This window comes from Streptomyces sp. NPDC030814, assembly GCF_055572155.1.
Genome location: NZ_JBVIDX010000026.1, coordinates 99,575 through 119,795 on the forward strand (window position 1 = coordinate 99,575; position 20,221 = coordinate 119,795).

General features: G+C 70.2%; 16 protein-coding genes. 10 read left to right on the forward strand and 6 right to left on the reverse strand.

The window, feature by feature from the left end; genetic code table 11:
• Positions 1–76: 76 nt before the first annotated feature.
• On the forward strand, positions 77–1,642 hold the full coding sequence (locus tag ACZ43N_RS35445) for an FAD-binding oxidoreductase (protein ID WP_468103155.1): 1,566 nt from the start codon (positions 77–79) through the stop codon (positions 1,640–1,642).
• Positions 1,643–1,760: 118 nt separating this feature from the next.
• Here ACZ43N_RS35445 and ACZ43N_RS35450 read toward each other — a convergent pair whose 3' ends face one another.
• A complete protein-coding gene (locus tag ACZ43N_RS35450) occupies positions 1,761–2,483 on the reverse strand; it encodes a phosphatase PAP2 family protein (RefSeq protein ID WP_468103156.1) in 723 nt (240 codons plus the stop codon).
• A 223-nt stretch (positions 2,484–2,706) separates the two neighbouring features.
• Positions 2,707–3,714 carry a C40 family peptidase gene (locus ACZ43N_RS35455; protein ID WP_468103157.1) on the reverse strand — a complete coding sequence of 336 codons (1,008 nt, stop codon included), beginning with the start codon at positions 3,712–3,714 and terminating at the stop codon, positions 2,707–2,709.
• A gap of 111 nt (positions 3,715–3,825) precedes the next feature.
• On the opposite strand from ACZ43N_RS35455, the gene ACZ43N_RS35460 reads away from it, so the two are divergent.
• Entirely contained in the window at positions 3,826–4,104 is a 279-nt protein-coding gene (locus ACZ43N_RS35460) for a DUF397 domain-containing protein (RefSeq protein WP_468103158.1), read from the forward strand.
• A 93-nt stretch (positions 4,105–4,197) separates the two neighbouring features.
• The gene (locus tag ACZ43N_RS35465; protein ID WP_468103159.1) at positions 4,198–4,776 is read left to right on the forward strand and encodes a TetR/AcrR family transcriptional regulator; all 579 of its coding nucleotides are present in this window, start codon (positions 4,198–4,200) and stop codon (positions 4,774–4,776) included.
• On the opposite strand, the gene ACZ43N_RS35470 is transcribed toward ACZ43N_RS35465, so the two are convergent.
• Complete coding sequence (locus tag ACZ43N_RS35470; protein ID WP_468103160.1) at positions 4,763–5,626, reverse strand: S1 RNA-binding domain-containing protein; 864 nt, start codon at positions 5,624–5,626, stop codon at positions 4,763–4,765. The two genes, ACZ43N_RS35465 and ACZ43N_RS35470, sit on opposite strands and share 14 nt — an antisense overlap.
• Positions 5,627–5,798: 172 nt before the next feature.
• Here ACZ43N_RS35470 and ACZ43N_RS35475 point away from each other — a divergent pair, with 172 nt between their 5' ends.
• On the forward strand, positions 5,799–7,571 hold the full coding sequence (locus ACZ43N_RS35475) for an immunity 49 family protein (protein ID WP_468103161.1): 1,773 nt from the start codon (positions 5,799–5,801) through the stop codon (positions 7,569–7,571).
• A gap of 64 nt (positions 7,572–7,635) precedes the next feature.
• On the opposite strand, the gene ACZ43N_RS35480 is transcribed toward ACZ43N_RS35475, so the two are convergent.
• Together ACZ43N_RS35480 and ACZ43N_RS35485 are read right to left on the reverse strand one after the other, a co-directional pair.
• Complete coding sequence (locus tag ACZ43N_RS35480; RefSeq protein WP_468103162.1) at positions 7,636–8,475, reverse strand: immunity 49 family protein; 840 nt, start codon at positions 8,473–8,475, stop codon at positions 7,636–7,638.
• A 52-nt stretch (positions 8,476–8,527) separates the two neighbouring features.
• Positions 8,528–11,173, reverse strand: a complete 2,646-nt coding sequence (locus tag ACZ43N_RS35485) for a hypothetical protein (protein WP_468103163.1) — start codon at positions 11,171–11,173, stop codon at positions 8,528–8,530.
• A gap of 685 nt (positions 11,174–11,858) precedes the next feature.
• On the opposite strand from ACZ43N_RS35485, the gene ACZ43N_RS35490 reads away from it, so the two are divergent.
• From ACZ43N_RS35490 to ACZ43N_RS35515, 6 genes are all read left to right on the forward strand, one after another.
• Entirely contained in the window at positions 11,859–12,167 is a 309-nt protein-coding gene (locus tag ACZ43N_RS35490) for a hypothetical protein (protein ID WP_055519934.1), read from the forward strand.
• Between the two features lie 215 nt (positions 12,168–12,382).
• A complete protein-coding gene (locus ACZ43N_RS35495) occupies positions 12,383–13,246 on the forward strand; it encodes a DUF8175 domain-containg protein (protein WP_468103164.1) in 864 nt (287 codons plus the stop codon).
• On the forward strand, positions 13,236–14,552 hold the full coding sequence (locus ACZ43N_RS35500; protein WP_468103165.1) for a hypothetical protein: 1,317 nt from the start codon (positions 13,236–13,238) through the stop codon (positions 14,550–14,552). The genes ACZ43N_RS35495 and ACZ43N_RS35500 overlap by 11 nt, the downstream gene beginning before the upstream one ends.
• Positions 14,549–16,105 carry an SCO6880 family protein gene (locus tag ACZ43N_RS35505; protein WP_468103166.1) on the forward strand — a complete coding sequence of 519 codons (1,557 nt, stop codon included), beginning with the start codon at positions 14,549–14,551 and terminating at the stop codon, positions 16,103–16,105. Before ACZ43N_RS35500 ends, ACZ43N_RS35505 begins: the two co-directional genes overlap by 4 nt.
• A gap of 78 nt (positions 16,106–16,183) precedes the next feature.
• Entirely contained in the window at positions 16,184–17,614 is a 1,431-nt protein-coding gene (locus tag ACZ43N_RS35510; RefSeq protein WP_468103167.1) for an ATP-binding protein, read from the forward strand.
• A 102-nt stretch (positions 17,615–17,716) separates the two neighbouring features.
• Entirely contained in the window at positions 17,717–19,336 is a 1,620-nt protein-coding gene (locus tag ACZ43N_RS35515) for a type IV secretory system conjugative DNA transfer family protein (RefSeq protein WP_468103168.1), read from the forward strand.
• Between the two features lie 215 nt (positions 19,337–19,551).
• Here the strand turns inward: ACZ43N_RS35515 and ACZ43N_RS35520 are convergent, their stop codons facing one another.
• The gene (locus tag ACZ43N_RS35520) at positions 19,552–20,115 is read right to left on the reverse strand and encodes a GNAT family N-acetyltransferase (protein WP_468103169.1); all 564 of its coding nucleotides are present in this window, start codon (positions 20,113–20,115) and stop codon (positions 19,552–19,554) included.
• Between the last annotated feature and the right edge of the window lie 106 nt (positions 20,116–20,221).

Consider the following 20,221-nt stretch of genomic DNA (forward strand, 5'->3'; position numbering starts at 1 on the left):
GGCGGAGGGAACCCGACCCCCACCAACCCCCGTCTCGTCTCACGACCCCAAACTCGCGGCGCACCGGGAGGCGCACATGGAACGGCGTACGTTCATCGGCGGCGGTGCGGCCGCTCTCACCGCACTGACCACCTCGGCCTGCACCTCCAAAGGCGGCTCCGACGCCTCGGCCACGGCCACGAACGCCTCCCTGCGGACGACCACGACGACCACGCGGGCGGGCGGAAAGCCCACCGCGGCCAACTGGTCCGCCCTCGCCCGCGACCTCGACGGCCCCCTCATCCGCCCCGGCGACAAGGCCTGGACCACGGCCCGCCAGCTCTACAACACCCGCTTCGACGTCCTGAAGCCCACCGCCGTCGCCTATGTCGCCCACCCCGACGACATCCGCACGACTCTCGCCTACGCCAGGGCCCACGACCTCAAGGTGGCGATACGCAACGGCGGTCACTCCTACGCCGGCTGGTCCTCCGGCAACGGCCGCCTGATCATCGACGTCTCCAAGCTCAGCAAGGTCCGCGCCTCCGGCGGCGAGGCCGTGATCGGCGCCGGCGCGAAGCTCATCGACGTCTATCGCGCGCTCGCCGCCAAGGGCGTCACCATCCCCGCCGGTTCCTGCCCCACCGTCGGCGTCTCCGGCCTCACCCTCGGCGGCGGCCACGGCGTGACGTCCCGCGCCTACGGCCTGACCTGCGACAGCCTCACCCAGGCCACCCTCATCACGGCGGACGGCAAGCAGCTGGTCGCGAACGCCACCACCAACAAGGACCTCTTCTGGGCCCTGCGGGGCGCCGGCAACGGCAATTTCGGCGTGGTCACCGAACTCCGCTTCACGACGCACGCGGCCCCGCCCGGCGTCACCGCGTACCTCACCTGGCCCTGGTCCAAGGCCGCCGCCGTCCTGAAGGCCTGGCAGGAGTGGGGCCCCACCCAGCCCGACGAGATCTGGTCGTCCTGCCACATCTCGAACGCCGCCGGCGGCACCCCGAGGGTCTCCGTCGCCGCCTTCTCCCTCGGCACCTACGGCGAGCTCCAGAACGCCGTGGACCGGCTCGCCGACCGGGTGGGCGCCCCGGCCCGCAGCGTCTCCCTCAAGCGCCGTACGTACGAGGCCGCCATGGAGGGCTACGCCGGCTGTTCGTCCTTCGCCGACGACGCCCAGTGCCATCTGCCCGGCACGACCCCCGGCCGCTCGCCCAAGGGCGCCCTGGGCCGTGAGACGTACGCCGCCCGCTCGGACTTCTTCGACCGTTCGATCTCCTCGGCGGGCATCCAGACCCTGCTGACCCAGATCACCGGTGTGAAGGGCGGTGCCGGCAGCATCGCCCTCACCGCACTCGGCGGTCAGGTGAACCGCGTCTCACCGACCGCGACGGCCTTCGTCCACCGCCGCTCGCGGATGCTGGCCCAGTACATCGCCTCCTGGAAGCCCGGCACCTCCGGCACGGCCGCACAGTCCTGGCTGAACACCGCCCACAAGTCGATGTCCCGCCACGCCTCGGGCGCCGCCTACCAGAACTACACCGACCCCACCCTCACCGACTGGAGGAAGGCGTACTACGGCGACGCGTCCGCCCGGCTGACCACCCTGAAGAAGAAGTACGACCCGAACCGCTTCTTCAGCTTCCCGCAGGCGCTGTAGCGCCCCGCGGCGGCCCGCGCGAGGCGCCCGAGCCGCCGCGGGACCCCGGACATGACGACGGCCCCCTCACCGGCACTCGGTGAGGGGGCCGTCGTCACGCCGCGTCCGGCGGGCGGCGCTACGCCGCCAGGTCCCGCTCCTCCGTCGAGGACGTCTCGACCCGCGCGCCCGGGATCACCGCGCGCTGTCCGTCCCGCCCGCGCGCCCGGACGAGCCACCCCACGCGGGGCGACCGCTCGATCGCCTTCATCACGGGCGTGAGCAGCGCCATGGCGAGCGGCGAGAGCAGCAGCGCGACGGCGGTGCCGAGCGCGAAGCCGCCGACCACGTCGGTCGGGTAGTGCACGCCCATGTACACGCGGATGAAGCCGCCGAGGAGCGCGACGACGAGACCGACCACCCCGAACTTGCGGTTCGCGACGAACAGGCCGACCCCCATCGCCATGATCAGGGTCGCGTGATCGCTCACGAAGGAGTAGTCGGTCTTGCCGGAGACGAGGACCTCCAGCCCCTCATGGTCGAGGAAGGGCCGGGGCCGCTCGACGAACCCGCGTATCGGAACGTTGATCAGTACGGCGATGCCGGCGGCCAGCGGTGCCCACACCAGCGCGGCCACGGACGAGGCCGCGTCCTCGCCGCCGCGCTTGCGCACACCCCACCAGCACCACAGGATCAGCAGCACCATGGCGAACAGCAGGCCGTACTCGCCGACGAACTCCATGACCCGGTCGAGCCAGGTCGGCGCTTGCTTGGCCAGGCCATTGATGTCGTAGAGCAGCTCGACGTCGGGATTCGATCCGGAATCAGCGGCAAGTGCGGCATGCGCGGCGAGTCCAGCCATCGTGCTGCGGCCCTTTCGTCATCGTTCCCGCGACCGCACCCGTACGTGCGCCGCGCTGTTGCCACCCCCGTGGTGTACGTAGGCGTCAACGCGCTACGTCAAATAGGAACGCACACTTCTCCCGAATGCGTTCCACCCTCCACTGAATGATCACTCAGACGTTATCGAAGAGAGACGCGTCGCCGCAGCTCAGGGCAGGGGTTCACGGAGAACTACGGCCTCGTCAGACCCGCTTGGGCAACGCTTTCGCGCCATCTTCGGTGACCCGCGTGGCCCCGAAGTAGTCGGGGGTGTCAATCGGGTCGAACCGGATGACCGCGCCCGGCCGCGGGGCGTTGATCATATATCCGCCCCCCACATAGATCCCGACGTGCCGAATGGCCCGGGAGTTGGTGAGGTCGTCGGAGAAGAAGACGAGATCGCCCGGCAGCAGTTCGCCGCGCGACGGGTGCGGGCCGGCGTTGTACTGATCGTTCGCGACCCGGGGCAGCGTGATCCCGACGCTCGCGTACGCCGCCTTCGTCAGCCCCGAGCAGTCGAAGCGTCCACCCTGGTCAGCGGTGCCGTTTCCGCCCCAGAGATAGAGCGTGCCGAGCTTCTTCTGGGCGTAGGCGATGGCTCCCGCCGCCTGCTCGCTCGGGTCGACGCGGGTCGTGGGCGCGGCGAAGCTCTCCGACAGCGTCGTGATCGTCTTGACGTAGTTCTGGGTCTCCCTGTAGGGCGGGACGCCCCCGTACTTGATGACGGCGTACGCGCCCGCGTTGTAGGAAGCGAGCATGTTCGCGGTCGGATCACCGGGTACGTCCTTCACGTACGAGGCGAGCTTGCAGTCGTACGAGGCGGCCGATGGAATCGCGTCATTCGGGTCCCAGACGTCACGGTCGCCGTCCCCGTCACCGTCCAGCCCGTGCGTCGCCCACGTCCCCGGGATGAACTGCGCGATGCCCTGGGCGGCGGCGGGGCTCTGTGCCTTCGGGTTGAACCCGCTCTCCTGGTACAGCTGGGCGGCCAGCAACGCCGGGTTGATGGCGTCGCACAGAGTGCCCCACTTCTGCACCAGTGACTGGTACGCCGCCGGCACGGCTCCCTTGGCCAGCCCGACGGCCCTTCCGCCGACCCCGCCCGCGAGGTTCCCGGCGACCATGTAGACACCGACGACCAGCAACATGACGAAACCGAGTCCGGCGCTGACAGCGGAGATCACCACGATCCATGCCTTACGCACCGTCAACCGCCCCTCACCGCACGCGAGTCCGCCGACGGTAAGTGTAGAGGCGGCCCCCCTTCTTAGGAATGATCACTCATGGCACTCCGTCCCCTTCGTCCACAAGGAGAACCCCCCATGTCCGACATCCCACCGGACCTCGACTGGATCCGTGCGGCCCCCGAGGGTGCCACGGGCCCCGGCCCCTGGTTCGAGCTGGCCTTCGGCGAGGGCGACGGCGAGGACGACCCGGAGGCCCCCGTCTACATCCGCGAGACCAGCGCCCCCGACGTCGTCGTCACCACCAACCGCCGCAAGTGGGACGCCTTCGTCCTGGGCGTCCAGGCAGGGGAGTTCGACCATTTCGTGGCAGGGGTCGAGGGGTTCGAGCCGACGGCGGGGCCGGCGGATCAGTAGGTCTCCGGTCGTCCCGCGATCCGGCCGCCCCGGCCCGGCGCAGTACTCTGCTTGAAGTGCCTCGTACGTAGTACTGCATCTGGAGTGGTGTGCATGGTGAGACGGAACGACCAGCGTCGCGCCGCCCTCGTCGACGCGGCGATCGAGGTCCTGGCCAGGGACGGCGCACGCGGTCTCACCTTCCGCGCGGTGGACACCGAGGCCGCCGTCCCGGGCGGCACGGCGTCCAACTACTTCGCCAACCGCGACGACCTCCTCACCCAGGCCGGCGCCCGCGTCTACGAGCGGCTCCAGCCCGACGAGGCCACCATCGCCCGCCAGCGGGCCGCCGGCCGCGACCGGGAGACGTATGCGGAGCTGATGCGCGAACTCGTCGGCCGCGTCGCCTCCTTCCGCACCGGCTACCTCGCACTGCTCGAACTCCGCCTGGAGGCGACCCGCCGTCCCGAGCTCCGCAAGGTCCTCACCGCACGCGTCCGCGCCGACGTCGACGCCAACGTCGCCTACCACGAGGCGTCCGGCCTTCCCGGCGACGCCATGGCCGTCAAACTCCTCATGCTCACCCTGAACTGGCTGATCGTGGAACAGCTCACCCTCCCCGACGTCTTCTCGGAGACCGAGCGGGAGCATCTGGTGACTGCCGCGGTCGAACGCATCGTCACCGCCGAGTAGGCGCACCTCCGGGACCGGCCGGGGCACCCGGTTCGCCCGGCGCCCCCGCCCAGGACAGGAGCAGCGTCCGTCGCTCCCGGTCGACCTCCACGACGGCCACCGTCACCTCGTCCCCCGCCGCCACGCCGCCCCCGGCGGTCGCCGGGGGCTCCGCCGTGGGCCCGCTCAGCCGCACGAGCCCCTGGACCCCGTCGGCGACCTCGACGAACACACCGAACGGAACCTGCCTGGTGACCCGCCCCCGCAGGACCTGCCCCACCGCGGCCCCGTCGGCGAACTCCTGGAACGGGTCCGGCAGCAGCGCCCGCAGGGACAGCCTCGCCTCGCCGTTGGTGGTGTCGAACCACAGGAACGTGCCGGACACCCGCTCCCCGACCCGTACGACGTCCGAGGGGGCCTCGAAGTACCGCCAGGAGAGCTCGGGAAAGGTGATGAACCCGACTCCGGGATGGATCGGATGCGCCGGCCCGTCGTCCAGCGCCACGAACACGCCGAAGCTCTCGATCGAGGCGACGGCGCCGGTCAGCACCTGTCCGGGCTGAAGTCTCCTCAGAAACCGCCAGAGCCGCGGGTGTCGGGTGGCCGCCGTCGACATCAGCACCTCACCCCGGCCCGGATCGACGCCGATCACCTCACCCGTGACCCGCCGTCCCACCGCCAGGTCCGCCTCCGCCCGCGGCCCCCAGGTGAGGTCCAGCGCGCCGACCGCCCCCACCGGCCGCGACGAAAACCCGTCCAGCAGCACGGACACCCCGCGGGACGTCACCTCGGCGACGACCCCGCCGAGCACCTCGCCGACCCGCACCCCGGCAAGGAACGCCCGTAGGTCACCGCGTTCGTCCGCCTCCACCCGCACTCCTTCCGCCGTCGTAACCCCCTGCACCCCCGGCCCCCTCCCGGTGGCCGAAACCGCTCCCTCGGGCCTGCCTCCGGCCCTCGCCCCACCGGCCGAGCCTCCCTCAAGCGCGACGGTACGGCCTAGGCTGGCGACCAAGATCACTTCCATGGGGAGCGGGACAGCAGTGCGCAGAGAACGCCACCAGGTCGACGCGGCGGCGATATCCGCGGTTCGCGAGGACTTCCACAACCGGATCGTCGCAGAGGTCTGGTCGATGTCGAGGGCCGGCGCCATGACGGCCCACGAGTGGTGGTGGATCTCGGACCGGCTCGTGGAGTACCTGGCCGCCCTCTCCGTCCAGACCCCCGACCTCCGTCTCCCGGAGGCCAAGGCGGTCCTCGACGACGCCACCGAGGCGGCGGCCGGCGCGGTCGCGTACACCGTGTACCACCCGCACAACCGGTTCCAGGTGTTCCTCAACTACGTGAACTTCGGCAGGGACTACGAGCCCGAGCCGGGCCACCTCGACCCACCGGCCCCGGCCACCCCGCACCGCTGGCTCGACTCCTTCTGCCTGGCCGTCCTCTCCGACAAGGCCGAATGGCACGGCGAGGCCTTCCACTTCGCCCGCGAGGCCGCCCAGGAGGGCGGCACGGGCCTCCCCTCGGTCGAACTGATCAACGGCTTCACGGCCTACGTCATCGGCGACACCGGGAACGACGCCGCCGGTCACCCGCCGACCAGGGCGGACGTCCTCGCCGCGCTCGACGCCGCGTACGCTCGCGTCCACTCGCTGAACGACATGACCGGCGGCGCCCAGACCCTCCTGCGGCACCCCCACACCACGGCCCTGCACGCCCTGCGCGCCCTGACCAGCGGCGACCAGCCCGCCTTCCGTGCCCATCTGACGGAACTGCTCCGCCCCTACAGCTCCCTCTCCGGCCCGGTGACCAGCCCCGCCACCCTGCTGCCCCTCCTCCCCCTCGCCCTGACGGCCCTGGCCCACCGCAGGGAGGGCTGGCCGCCGCCCCTCGACACCGACTACCTGCCGTACGCGCTGGTCACCGGCTTCGCGGCACCGGGCCCTCGGGTGAAGGGGTTCGGCCGCGACCGACGCCGGGACGCGGTCGCCGAACTGGCCGCCGGCCCGGTGGTGGTCGAACGCCCGGGGAACCCGCAGCCGATCCACCCGGCCGCCGAGGCCGACTACGAGCAGTACACCCGGGAGGCCTTCACGCCGGTGGACGGCAAATCCCTGTCGCCGGCGAAACTGGCGTGGGCCATCGGCTACCAGGAGACCCTCTTCAAGGCCCGTGCCTCGCACTCCGCCGACGTCACCGACGAACAGCTCGCCCACCTGCGTCTCGCAGCCGAGATGGGCGCCGCCCTCTTCCGCACCACGCTCGCCGCCCCCGGCACGGACGTCGAGGTGACGATCGACGGCCGCCGCCTCGTCTACCCGGCGTACCACGGGGACCAGGCCGGACCGGGCGCCTGGCACACCGCCGTCGACCTGGCCCTGATCACCGGCGTTCGCGAGCACCTGGCCCCACTCGTCCTCGCCGGACCCGCCCGCCTCGCGCAGGACGACTCCGCCTTCGCCTCGTACCGCGAGGCCCTGCTCACCTACCTCCGGGGCGAGGACCCCGAGCCCGTGACGGAGCGGGCCCTGCACGACCACGAGAAGGCCAAGGGCTGGGGCTTCTTCCCGCCGCCCGCGGTCCTCTTCTCCCAGCTCGTCGAGGGCGACGAGGAAAGCTTCGGCCTGGCCCTGCTGGACGCCCTGGAGGCCCACCGCGACCACCACCGGGTGGCCGACCGCGCCGACACCGCCGACGCCGCCCTCAACCTCGACATCCTGGCCCTGACCTGCCACGCCCACCGCCGAGGCTGGACCACCCCCGTCACCTCCCCCTACCTCCCGCCCCGCCTCCTGAGAGCGGCCCGGCCCTTCTGAGGCCCGCCTGGGCCCCCTCCGGATCACGCCGGCTTCGGGATCGGCACCGTTCGGCCCCGTGGGGTCAGGTGTCGATCTCGCCCCGCCACGCGAAGGTCAGCAGTGCCTTCGGCAGGTACTCCGACTCGACCTCGATGGGAAAGCCCTTGTCACGCGCGAGGCACGCGATGGCCAGCGGACCGAAGGCAACGAGGCCGTCACTGTCGATGGCCCGGTCGTCGGACGCGCTCCAGTACTCCTTGTGCCAGCGGAGCGCGTCGACCAGCGCCTCGTTGAACTGCTCGTGGTCCTCACGCAGGTAGCGGTAGAACAGGATGATCGGCGGATACAGAATCGAGGACATGTAGTCCTGGTCGGCCCAGCGCGCCGAGTCCGGTCCGGTGCCGTCCACCGCCGCGACCAGGTGGTCGCCCACGCCGTCCTGACCGAGCCAGAAGCGCTGCAGGGTCTCCACCCAGGAGTAGATGTACTCGTCGAACGTCGCTCCCGATTCCCTCAGCAGGGCCACCGGCACCCGGGCCAGATCGCCCAGCCGCTCGTTCTCTCGGCAGATCAGCGCCAGGTAGAAGGCGTTGACCCAGTGGTGGGCGTTCACATAGGGCTGGGGGCCGGTGGTCGGAAGGTTCCACTCCTTCTCCCTGATCCGGCACGTCAGGGTGCTGCCCTCGGGCACGGCGGCCAGGGCGAACCGCGCGTGCCCCAGCTGCATCGCGGTGACCCAGGCCTCCCAGGTCTCGAACTCCTCCGCGTCCGGATCCACCTCACACCGCGCCTTGGCGAAGGTCAGCGTCGCGTCCAACGCATGCCTCCGGGCCATGTCCGACCGCTCGATGCGCTCGAAGATCGAGTCGACGCCGGCCGCCAACGACGCCACGCCCGCTGCCACATCGAGGTCGGCGGCCATGCTCGGGGGGCTTTCATGGCGGGGAATCCGCGTGACCACTGACTCTCTCCTCTTAGTAGATCTCGAAGTGCTCGAGCTTCGCACCAGCGTAGGTGCCAGGGTTCTCCGCGGCCTTGACCATGACGTACTTCAGCTGTCCATCATCCAGGGCATCGAATATCTGCTGGGCGATGGTTCCGTTCGTCACCGGCCGCCCCGCGCTGTCCAACACGGGGTTGCCCGCGCTGTCCCTCGCGATGAGGTTCCGGTTCTTCCGCATCTCGGCGATGATCGTCTCGATGTACGGCCGCGTGCCCTGCTGGACCATCCAGCCGTCGGCCTCACCGGCTCCCTTGCGCCACATGGGTTTCGCCTGGGGCGCCTTCGCCTCCGCGATCACGAGCGTGCCGTCGTCGAGCCGGTACAGCTGGTCGAACATGTTCGCGCCGTTCGGCGTCTTCGGCAGGTCGATCCACTGGGCGTCCGGGAACCTCTGCGGAATGACATGCCGCATGGCCGCCTGTTCACCGAGCGCCTCGGCGATCGAACTGTTGTTGGCACGGCCCGGCAACTGCGCGTCGAACGCGCCCTGTGCCTTGTTCAGCTTCGTCAGGTTCTCGGGAGTGGGGTTCTCCCGGTACGCCCGCTCGGCGTTGGTGAGGTCCTTGGACACCTTCCGGTCCATCGCGGCCTCATCGAGGTGACCGATCTGGTCCGAGCGCACCGACCCGCGGTCGAACGTCCCCGGGTCGAGCGTGCTCTTCGCGCCCGGCTTGGGCGGCAGGGAGTCCTTGGCGATCCAACGGCCGTCCGAGTCCTTGGCCAGGATCGGCAGCTCGTCCCCGTTCTCGTCGAGCGTCTTGATGCTCTTGCGGTGACCGTCGGAGCGGTAGAACTTCTCGAACCAGGTCTGATCAGGATCGTTCGCCTTCCTGATCTGCTCCTCGATGATCTGCTTCTGCTCCTCGGGCGTACGCTCACGCGGCGTCGCCCCCTCGTCCGCGGCCCCGGCACCACCGTCCACCGCGTCACCGGCCTCGTCCCCGACCCCGCCGACCCCGTCGTCCCCGGTACGCCCCGCATCACCGACCGCGTCGTCACCGGCCCGCCCGACGTCACCCAGCCCGTCGCTCCCGCGACCGCCCACACCGGGGCCGTCGCTGCCACGGCCCCCTGGCGGTGCGCCGTCGCCGCCACGGCCGCCCACCGCCGCGCCGTCGCCGCCACGACCACTGGCGGCCGCGGTGTCCCCCACCCGCGCCCCGCCCCCGACCGCGGTCTCACCGCCCCGCGCTCCGGCCCCCACGAGCTCCGGCTCACGCGATGCCCCGGCACCCTGTTCCTGCCGCGCGGCGTCCGCGGCCCGCTGCTCGGCCGTCGCCTCGTGCTTGATGCCGTCGAGGGATTCGCGGACGGTGCCGTCGGCGTTGTGCATGACCAGGGTCTTGGTGTCGAGGTAGACGACCTCGCCCTGGGGGGTTTCCATGCGGACGCTGTTCTCGGGGGTCAGGCCGGCGGGGAGTTCGTCCGTCAGGTTCGGGGTGTCGGCGATGCGGTAGGTGCCTTCGCCGAGGCGGATGTGGGTGCCGTTCGTGATGCCGCGCAGGCCGGCCATGACGTCGCTGATCTTCACGGCGGTCGCGCCGACGCCCTTGGTGATGTACGTCATCGGGTCGACGATGCGTCCGGCCTTGCCGGCGAAGGAGATGGCCCTGGCGATGGCTCCGGCCTTGCCGGCGCCGGAGACCGCGCCGCCCGCGCCGCCCGTGAAGATGGTGGTGACGACGTTGAAGGTGACCGCGCCGGCCGCGCGTGCGGGATTCTTGCCCCACTCGTCGTAGGCGATGAGTGCCTTGCCGGTCTCGACGACGGCCGTGCGGGAGTCACGCAGCCAGGAGGGGAGCTTGTCCGCCGGGGTCAGCCAGTAGGCGGCACCGAGCGGGGTCGCGGTGATGGCGATGCCGGTCAGGAGCTTGCCCAGGCCCGTCCAGGCCTGCCCGGCCGCGTCCCAGCCGTTGAAGCCGACCAGTGTGCCGAGGCCCTTGATGGTGCCCCACACGCCGTCCACGACGAAGCCGACCGCGAAGTCCCAGACGTGTTCGTGGATGTAGTACCAGGGGTTGGACTCCTCGACGGGGTCGCCCCAGGGCAGTCCGCCGGCGTTGTTCAGGTCCTCGCCGCGGTAGCCGTACATGTTCTCTTTGTCGGAGCCGTCGTTGACGATCAGCGGCTCTCCGCCGACCAGGGCGACGATCTTGTTGTAGCAGTCCCGTTCGGCCGCCTGGAACGCGCTCCAGGCCGCGTTCACGGCGTCGCGGCGGGCCGTGTTCTCGTCGATGAGGTCGCCGTCCGCGACCCAGTCGTCGTCGTCCGCGACGCTCCGCTCGAAGGCAGCCGCCTCCGCCCGGAGGCCGTTGAGCCTGTCGACCAGCGGCCGCACCGCGGCCGCGTAGTCGAGCAGTGCCTGGGAGACCGTGCCCAGCTCGGTCCGCAGGTCGTCGCCGGCCGACGCGACCGGCGCCGTCGTCGCGAAGAGCTGGTCCGCCTCGGGCGCCTTGTAGAACGGCTCCAGTAGGTGGAACCGAGTGTCGATCAGCTCCCCGGCGGCACCGATCGATTTCCCGTCGGACGCGATGTCCGCGGCGTCCTTCTCCAGCTGCTCGAGATTCCCCGTGAACTCCGGTATCTCGGCAGAGACGACAGGCCTCTCCTCGCTCACGCCTACCCCCGTGGACGCCCTCGCAGATACGTTCCCTCAACTGGACGTACGCCCCGCATCCAACTTCCGTTGCCCGCGCTGCGCCTGACACACCCCCAGACGGAGTGACACAGGCATCCAGTCGATCATTTGTACCAAATTGACGATGGCGATCCCATGCACTTCTGGCCAAAGGCCGCCAGCCAGGGACAACTCCCGACCACCCGGTCGCATCACCGGTCAACCGGGAACATCACCCGCCCCAGACGTAAGCCTTACGTCCACATCAGGCACACTCGAAACCGGCGCACACCGGACCGACACCCCGTCAGAAGCGGGACCGGACCGGCCGCTTCACCACCGCCGGCCCCCACCGGCCGACCATCCGGAAAAGGGGATTAACGACCGAACCACACCACAGGTTCCGATTTAACCTCGTTGCCCGGCGTAACCTGCCATGATACACAGAGTGACTATACGACCCTTCGTGTACCGTCCCGGGTCCCCGTTAGGGTCCCACGCAGGCCGGAAGCAAGGGATACGTACGAAACCCGCCAATCAATGACGCCAAGTCGACATACGACAGCGTCATTGTCAGCGAGAATGGGCCCGACCTCTGCGCATCCGCGCCAGAGGTGCAGCGCGGACACCACCATGGACGCGTTGCAGAGCCAGCGGAACTACCCACTAGGGGGCGGTGACTTACATGTTCATTGCGGCCGACAAGGGCGACATCACCACCATCATCGGCGGAATCGCCCCGGACTGGGGGCCTTTCGGCAGCCTGGGCAACGAGGCACGCGTGATGATCGAGGTCGTGATGGCGGTCGCCATCCTCCTCTGCCTCGGCATCGCCATCTGGGGCGCGGCCAAACAGCGCATCGGCGCGACCGCCCTGCGCGACACGTTCAGCGCCGAACAGGGCAAGGGGCTCATCATCGCCGGTCTCACCGGCGTCTTCATCATCGGCTCACTGGGCACGCTCTTCACCATCGTGTACGGCATGGCCGTGTAGCGCCGCGGGCCGGCCACGTCCCCGGCCGGGCACGCCCCGTTCCCCGGTTCCCCACTACCCCACCCGTCCGTCGTGCCCACCGGCTGAGGTTGCGTCTCCCTGATGTCGAGTCACCACACCGCGCCCGCGCGGGAACCAGCGCGGCTACCGTCGTATGGCCACGCGTTTTCGTACGCGTCCACGTACGGCGTCGAAGTTGAAGGGGCGAACGCGGCATGAGTCTCGGCGACGACCACGGCTACGGCGAATCCTCGCGCGGCGCCGACGACGGGGCATACGGGGGGTACGCCGGCACCGGCCAGACCCGCACCCGGCTCCCCGACCGCGGCGGCGACCCGTACGGCGGCGCCCCCCGCCGGGCCCGCTCCTCCTCCAGAAGCCTCGTCACCATCGTCGGCGTCATCGTCCTCCTCATCGCCGCCATCGCCTTCGCGAACCGCGGAGACGACGACACGACGGACACAACATCGGGCGGCGACAAGGCGGAGACGGCGCCCACGGCGGCGTCCGGCGAGCGGCCGGTGAAGTCAAAGACAGCAGGGATCCCCACTGGGTACGCCCAGAGCGAGCAGGGGGCGCAGAGCGCGGCGACCAACTACACCGCCGCGCTGGGCTCAGACGGTATGTTCAACGCCGCCAAGCGGCACCAGATCGTCGAAACCATCGCCGCCCCGAACGCACTGGAGCGCCTCCGGACCGGATTCGACGACGACTACTCCGCCGATTTCCTGAAGACGCTCGGTCTCAATGAAGACGGCAGCGCTCCCACGGGCAGCACCTTCGTCAACCGCACGCTGCCAGTGGGGGCCAAGGCCACGTCGTACAACTCCGACGCCGCCACAGTCGAGGTCTGGTGCAACAGCCTGTTCGGGCTCACGGGGGAGAACACCACCAACCCGGTGACCAACGGCTGGTTCACCGTGACCCTGAAGCTGAAGTGGGCAGATGGCGACTGGAAGGTCGTGGAGACCAGCCAGAAAACCGGCCCAACCCCCGTCAACGCAGACGATCCGGTCTCCGGAGCCGACGAGATCGGCAAGGCGGTCGAGGAGTTCGGAGGGTTCACGTATGCCCGGTAGCCCGCGTCGCGCACTCACGCTCACCAGTTCTGTAGCCGCGATTCAGGTCAGCGCCTTCCTTCTGGCGACCCGCGCCTTCGCCGCACCGGACCCTTCGCCCTCCCCCTCATCCAGCAATGACCCCTGCTCTCTGATCTCCGGCCCCGCCAAGGACTACTGCGAACGAGAATCCGGTGACAAGGGCGACACCAGCACCGTCCCCGACAAGATCACCTCCACCCTCGACCCCCTCTCCTCCCTGGCCAAGGGCTGCGCCGACGCCGCCTCCTGGACCATCGACAAGCTCTCCGCGGCCGTGAACGAGACGGCGAACGTCGACTTCACGAACCCGAAGTTCCTGCAGCAGTACGCGGTCGTGTTCGCGGCGTCCACCATCCTCACCCTCATCCTGTGGCTGCTCGCGGTCGCCAAGCGAGCCGTACGCGGCGTCCCCCTCACCACCGCCCTCTCGGAAGCCGTCGGCTTCCTCTGGCTGACCGTCCTGGCCTCCGCGTTCACCCCCCTGATCCTCTACACGATCGTCTCGGCGACCGACGGCGTGACCGAGGTCCTCGCCAAGGCCACCGGCGACCAGACCGACACCTTCTTCGGCAACTTCTCCGGCGCCCTCAAGAAGGGCGAGGACATCGGCGGCGGGCCCATCATGCTCATCGTCGTCTCCCTCGTCTCCATCCTCGCCGCCGGCGTCCTCTGGCTGGAACTCGTCATCCGGGCCGCCCTGCTCTACGTCGGCGCCCTCCTCGGCACCGTCGTCTACGCCGGCCTGGTCGACAAGAACCTGTGGGGCCACGTCCGCCGCTGGGCCGGCATCATGATCGCCGTCATCCTCATCAAGCCCGTGATCGTGATCGTCCTCGGCCTCGCCGGCGCCCTCTCCTCCGACGACGGCCCCGACGCCTTCTCCGCCGTCGTCTCCGGCCTCGCGATCATCCTCCTGGCCATCTTCGCCTCGGCGATGATCTACCGTTTCGTCCCCGGCTTCGGCGACGAGATCGCGGGCTCCCGCAACAACCGCCTCATGAGCGGCGCCGAGAACAAGGCCGCCGCCGTCATCAGCTCCCCCGCCACCCTCGTCGCCCAGGGCATCAAGACCCACAGCACCAGGGCCGACAACAACGGCGGCGGAGGCGGCAGCGGCCCCCGGCCCGCCAACCCCGTGTCCGGCGGCGTGGCCGCCCACAGCTCACGCACCGCGGCCGGCGGCGGATCCGTACCCTCCGCGCCCCCGCCCCGCACGAGCCCCACCAACACCCCCCACGCCAGTAATACCCGCAACAGCAACCGCACGGGAGGTGAAGGGCGTTGACGACCGAGTCCCATCTGTCCCATCCGGTCACGCCCCGCCGTACATATCTGATCGGCCGCGCCCGGCCGAACGCGATCATCGGCCGGAACCGCGAGTCCGGCGAGATCGCGCTCATCATCGCGGGCGCGTTCCTCGGCATGATGTGCGGTCTCCTCGTCCCGGTGCTCGTCCCGCGCATCGCCCTGCTGACGGGCTTCCCGCTGCTGGCGCTCGCCGCGGTCTACGTGCCGTACAAGCGGCGCACGTTCTACAAGTGGTTCGAGATCAACCGCAGTTACAAGCGGACGGTCCGCCGCGGCGCCACCTACCGATCGGCCGCCATGGAGGCCGGTACCAGCCTCGACGGCCGTGAGGTCGAGGTCGGCCCCCCGCCGGGCATCGGCCGCATCACCTGGCTGGCCGCCCCGTTCGGCCCGGACGAGATCGCCGTCCTGCTCCACGCGGACCGCAGAACCGTCACCGCCGCCATCGAGATCGAGGGCCCCGGCGTCGGCCTGCGCGACTCCGAGGACCAGGAAGCCCTCGTCGACCGCTTCGGCACCCTCCTCAAGCACGTGGCCAACGGCGACGGCTTCGTCACCCGGCTCCAGATGCTCGCCCGCACCCTGCCCGCCGACCCGGACGCCCACGCCAAGGACGTCGCCCAGCGCGGCGACGACCGCTCCCCCGGCTGGCTGCGGCAGTCGTACGATCAGCTGCAGTCCATGGTGTCCACGAGCAGCGAGCAGCACCGCGCGTACCTGGTCGCCTGTATGCACTACACCCGCGAACTGGCCGCCGAGGCGCACGCCATGGCCCGCGCCGCCCGCCCCCAGGGCCGGAAGCTGGACAGGGACGCCGGCCTCGCCGTCGTCATGGCCCGTGAGCTGACGGACATCTGTTCGCGCCTCCAGGAGGCCGACATCCGTGTCCGGCAGCCCCTCGGCCAGGGCCGCCTCGCCTCCCTCATCCACTCCATGTACGACCCGGACCACCCGATCGACCACATCCAGGCCATGACCAAGCGCAACGCCTGGCCGGCCGAACTGGATGCGACGGAACCGGACCTCCTCCAGGCCAAGACCCGCGAGTCCTCCACCCGTGCCCCCTGGTGCCACGCCACCGCCTGGGTGAAGGAGTGGCCGATGACCCCGGTCGGCGTGAACTTCCTCGCGCCCCTCCTGGTCCACACCCCCGACGTCATCCGCACGGTCGCCGTCACCATGGACCTGGAGCCGACCGAGGTCGCCATCGAGCGCATGCTGACGGAGAAGACCAACGACGAGGCGGAGGCCTCCCGCGCCGCCAAGATGAACCGCACCGTCGACCCGCGTGACGTGGCCTCCCACTCCCGCCTCGACCAGCGCGGCGAGGACCTGGCCAGCGGTGCCGCCGGCGTCAACCTGGTCGGCTACATCACCGTCTCGTCCCGCTCCCCCGAAGCCCTCGCCCGCGACAAGCGGACCATAAGGGCCTCCGCCGGAAAGTCGTACCTGAAGCTGGAGTGGTGCGACCGCGAGCACCACCGCGCCTTCGTCAACACCCTCCCGTTCGCCACCGGAATCCGAAGGTAGGGCCACCGCGATGCGGGATCATTCGGACCAGCAGGGGTCACCACCCGGGCCAGGACCGGAACAGGAGGTACGTCACTGATGCGGGACCCGCTGTCCGTCCTCACCGACGCCTTCACATCCTTCCTCTTCGGCAAGGTCGAGACGACCCGTCTGCCCGTGCGCACGTCCACCGGCCAGGCCCAGGCGGTCTACCTCCCGACCGCCGCCCCCGGCCTCGGCGACTCGGGCGTGATCATCGGCCGCGAGGTCTACTCCGGCAAGGGCTACATCTACGACCCGTTCCAGCTCTACGGCCAACAGCTCCCCGCCCCCCACTGGCTCGTCCTCGGCGAGTCCGGCAACGGCAAGTCGGCCCTGGAGAAGACGTACGTCCTGCGCCAGCTCCGCTTCCGCGACCGCCAGGTGGTCGTCCTCGACGCCCAGGGCGAGGACGGCGTCGGCGAGTGGAACCTCATCGCGCAGGAGCTGGGGATAACTCCCATCCGCCTGGACCCGACGGCCGCCCTCGACCACGGGATCCGCCTCAACCCCCTCGACCCGTCGATCACGACCACGGGCCAGCTCGCACTGCTCCGGACGATCATCGAGGTGGCGATGGGCCACGGCCTGGACGAACGTTCCGGCTTCGCCCTGAAGGTCGCGCACGCCTACGTCAACGAGACCATCGTCGAACGCCAGCCGGTCCTCACCGACATCGTCGAGCAGCTCCGCCATCCCGAGCCGGAGTCCGCGGAGGCGATGAACGTCGCCATAGACGACGTGCGGGCGTGGGGCCTGGACGTGGCTCTGGTCCTGGACCGCCTGGTCGACGGTGACCTCCGGGGCATGTTCGACGGCCCGACGACGGTGGGCATCGACCTCGACGCTCCCCTCATCGTCTTCGACCTGTCGCACATCGACCGCAACTCCATCGCCATGCCCATCCTGATGGCGATCGTCGGCGTCTGGCTGGAGCACACCTGGATCCGTCCCGACCGGAAGAAGCGCATCTTCCTGGTCGAGGAGGCCTGGCACATCATCAACAGCCCGTTCGTGGCCCAGCTCTTCCAGCGCCTGCTGAAGTTCGGCCGACGTCTCGGTCTGTCGTTCGTCGCGGTCGTCCACCACCTGTCCGACGTCATCGACGGAGCGGCGGCCAAGGAGGCGGCCGCCATCCTCAAGATGGCGTCGACCAGGACGATCTACGCCCAGAAGGCGGACGAGGCCCGGGCCACGGGCCGTGTCCTGGGCCTCCCCCGCTGGGCGGTGGAGATCATCCCCACCCTCACCCCGGGCATCGCGGTCTGGGACGTCAACGGCAACGTACAGGTCGTCAAACACCTGATCACCGAGACCGAACGCCCCCTCGTCTTCACCGACCGCGCCATGACCGAGTCCTCCGACGACCACCTCCAGGACGACGACGCCCTACGCGCCGCCGAACTGGAGGCGGAGGAACGGGCCGCCGCGTTCGTCGAGCATCTGAGCGACATCGACGGATACGGCTCCTCCGAGTCCACGGTGGCCTGAGCGAGCGAGGGACGAGCCGGTACGGGCGGACGAGCGAGCCGGTACCGGCGAGGGAACGGGCGTGAACGGCGCAGGAGGAGACGGCGTGAACGGCGGCGTGCGATGAGACCAGACGACCGACACCGACAGCCGCGGCAGAGCGGAGGCGGCGTCCCTGACGGGCTGCTGATCGCCCTCCTCGGTTTCCTGGTCGGCACCACCCTGCTCGTCTGGTCCGCTACCGGCCTGGCCGGCCTGTTCGCCCACGGCGCCTGGCCCGACCGCGTCACCTTCACCCGTACCCCGCTGGCCGTACGCAGCCTGATCTCCGCCCCCCAGGACCTCCCCAACGCCTGGCCCGACACCCCCGCCGCCCAGCTCTCGGGCTACGGCCTCTTCTGGGGCCTCCTCATCGGCCAGCTGATGATCCTGATCGTGCTCACGATCTTCATCACCGGCACCCTGGCCCGCTGGCGAGCCGTCCGCCTCAGAGAGAAGACGGCACGATCCCAGGCGAAGGCCCAGACGGCTCCTCTGCCACCGCAGAACCCCGTGCCATCGCCCCAGGTCCCGGACCCGAGGAACGGCGGCACCGCTGCCGCGGCCGACGCCGGCTCACCGCCGGTCCCCCTCACGACGACCGCCGGCCGGGGCACGGAAAGGGAGACCGTGACCGCCGGGACGGACATCGCCTACGAGACGGGCCCTTCACCAGCAACCGCCCCCGTCGCGCCAGTGGCCCACCCCGCGCCCGCTGGTGAAGGGGTCTCGGCGGCGGGCCCCTTCCGGGCCGGCGCCAGCCCGGTGGGCCGCCGACCCACCCCCTCCGTCGTCCTCGGCGGAGCCGAGACCCGCCGCCCCGCCGCCACCCAGGCCGTACTGGACGCCGAGGGCCCGGCGCTGGTCGTCACCTCCGACGCCACCCTCTGGTCGGACACGAAGGACGCCCGAGCGAAGCTGGGACCGGTCCTCCTCTACGATCCCGCTCACCGCTGCGACACCCCGGCCCGCCTCCACTGGTCCCCCCTCTCCGGCTGCGAGGACAAGCCCACGGCGGCGGCCCGCGCCAAGGCCCTCCTCGCCCCGATCCGCCCCACGGCCAAGATCGACCAGGCGGTGGCAGACGCGGCGGAGACCCTCCTGCGCAGTTATCTGCATGCCGCGGCCATAGACTCGCGCACCATCCGCCACCTCCACCGCTGGGCTCAGGGCACCAACGTCCAGGAAGCCGTACGCATCCTCCGCACGAACCCGAAGGCGGCAGCGGGCTCCGCGGGCGAACTGGAATCAGCCCTCACGTCCCACCCCGAACGCCGGGACATCGCCCAGGCCTTGACGGCCCGAGCACTCTCCGCACTCTCCACGGTCAACGTCCGGGAGTCGTGCACCCCGAACCGAGCGGACTCCCTCGTCCTGGATTCCTTCGTCCACGAGGGGGGAACACTTTATGTGGTCGGCGACCCCATCGAGGACCCGAAGGCGAACCCTTCCGCCATGCCGCTGTTGACGGCCCTCGCCTCAAGCGTGGTCGAGCGCGGCCGGCGCGTGGCCGAACGGTCATCCTCCGGCCGCCTCGACCCACCACTCACCCTCGTTCTCGACGACGTGGCCGCGGTGGCCCCGCTACCCCAACTGCCCCATCTCCTGGCCACCGGCGAGGAGCGGGGCCTGCCGACGCTGGCGCTCCTCCGCTCCCGCGAACAGGCCCGCGCCCGCTGGCCCCACGCCGAACTGCCGATCTAAGGGCTGTCCCGTAATCCGCGGTGGATCAGCGCACGGCGTCGGATGCCGGGGGCACCTCCCACGCCGTTCAGGCAGTGGGGGAGCATCGCAAGGCGGAGGGGCGTCCGCATACTGGATGTATGCGGGCGTTCCGACAACGCGGCGAGGTGCCGTAGCCGGCGCCGTGCGCCCGCCGGGGATTACGGGACAGCCCTTAGCGTGCCCTGGGCGTCGCCTCACGGACGTTCGAGCACGAACTCCAGCTCGGACTGCCCGCCGTGCCCGGCCACCGGCACGGTCCGCCCGCTCGGCACGAACCCCATCTTGCGGTAGAACGCCTGAGCGCGCGGATTCTCCTCATGGACGATCAGCCGAACCCGTTCCACGTCACGGCTCCAGGCCCACTCCACGGCAGCGTCGAAAAGCCGCTCGGTCACCCCACGGCCACGCTCCTCGGGCCGCACGTACACCCCGACGAGGTGGCCCTGTCGGCGTTCCACGGGCAGCCCGGCCCAGTCCGTGGACCCGGCTTCCTCGATCAGTACGGTGACGGACCCGACCCATGTCCCGCCCACCCCCTCGGCGATGATCTGCCGCACCCCGACCGACCCGTCGGCACCGCCGGCAGCACGCTCCTGCCAGAAGGAATCCGGTCGGCTGACGGCCTGCTCATACGTCTCCAGAAAGGCGACGTGCGCCATGGGGTCCTGCAATGAGGCAAGCCGCAGCTCCTTCACCGCGGGCCACTCCTCCGCGCGTATGAAGCGAACCGCGTATTTCTCCGCGTCCGTATCACTCATAGAACGACCCTAAACGCAGAAAGGCCCACACCATAAGGTGTGGGCCTTTCTCAATGATTGTTCGGCGGCGTCCTACTCTCCCACAGGGTCCCCCCTGCAGTACCAT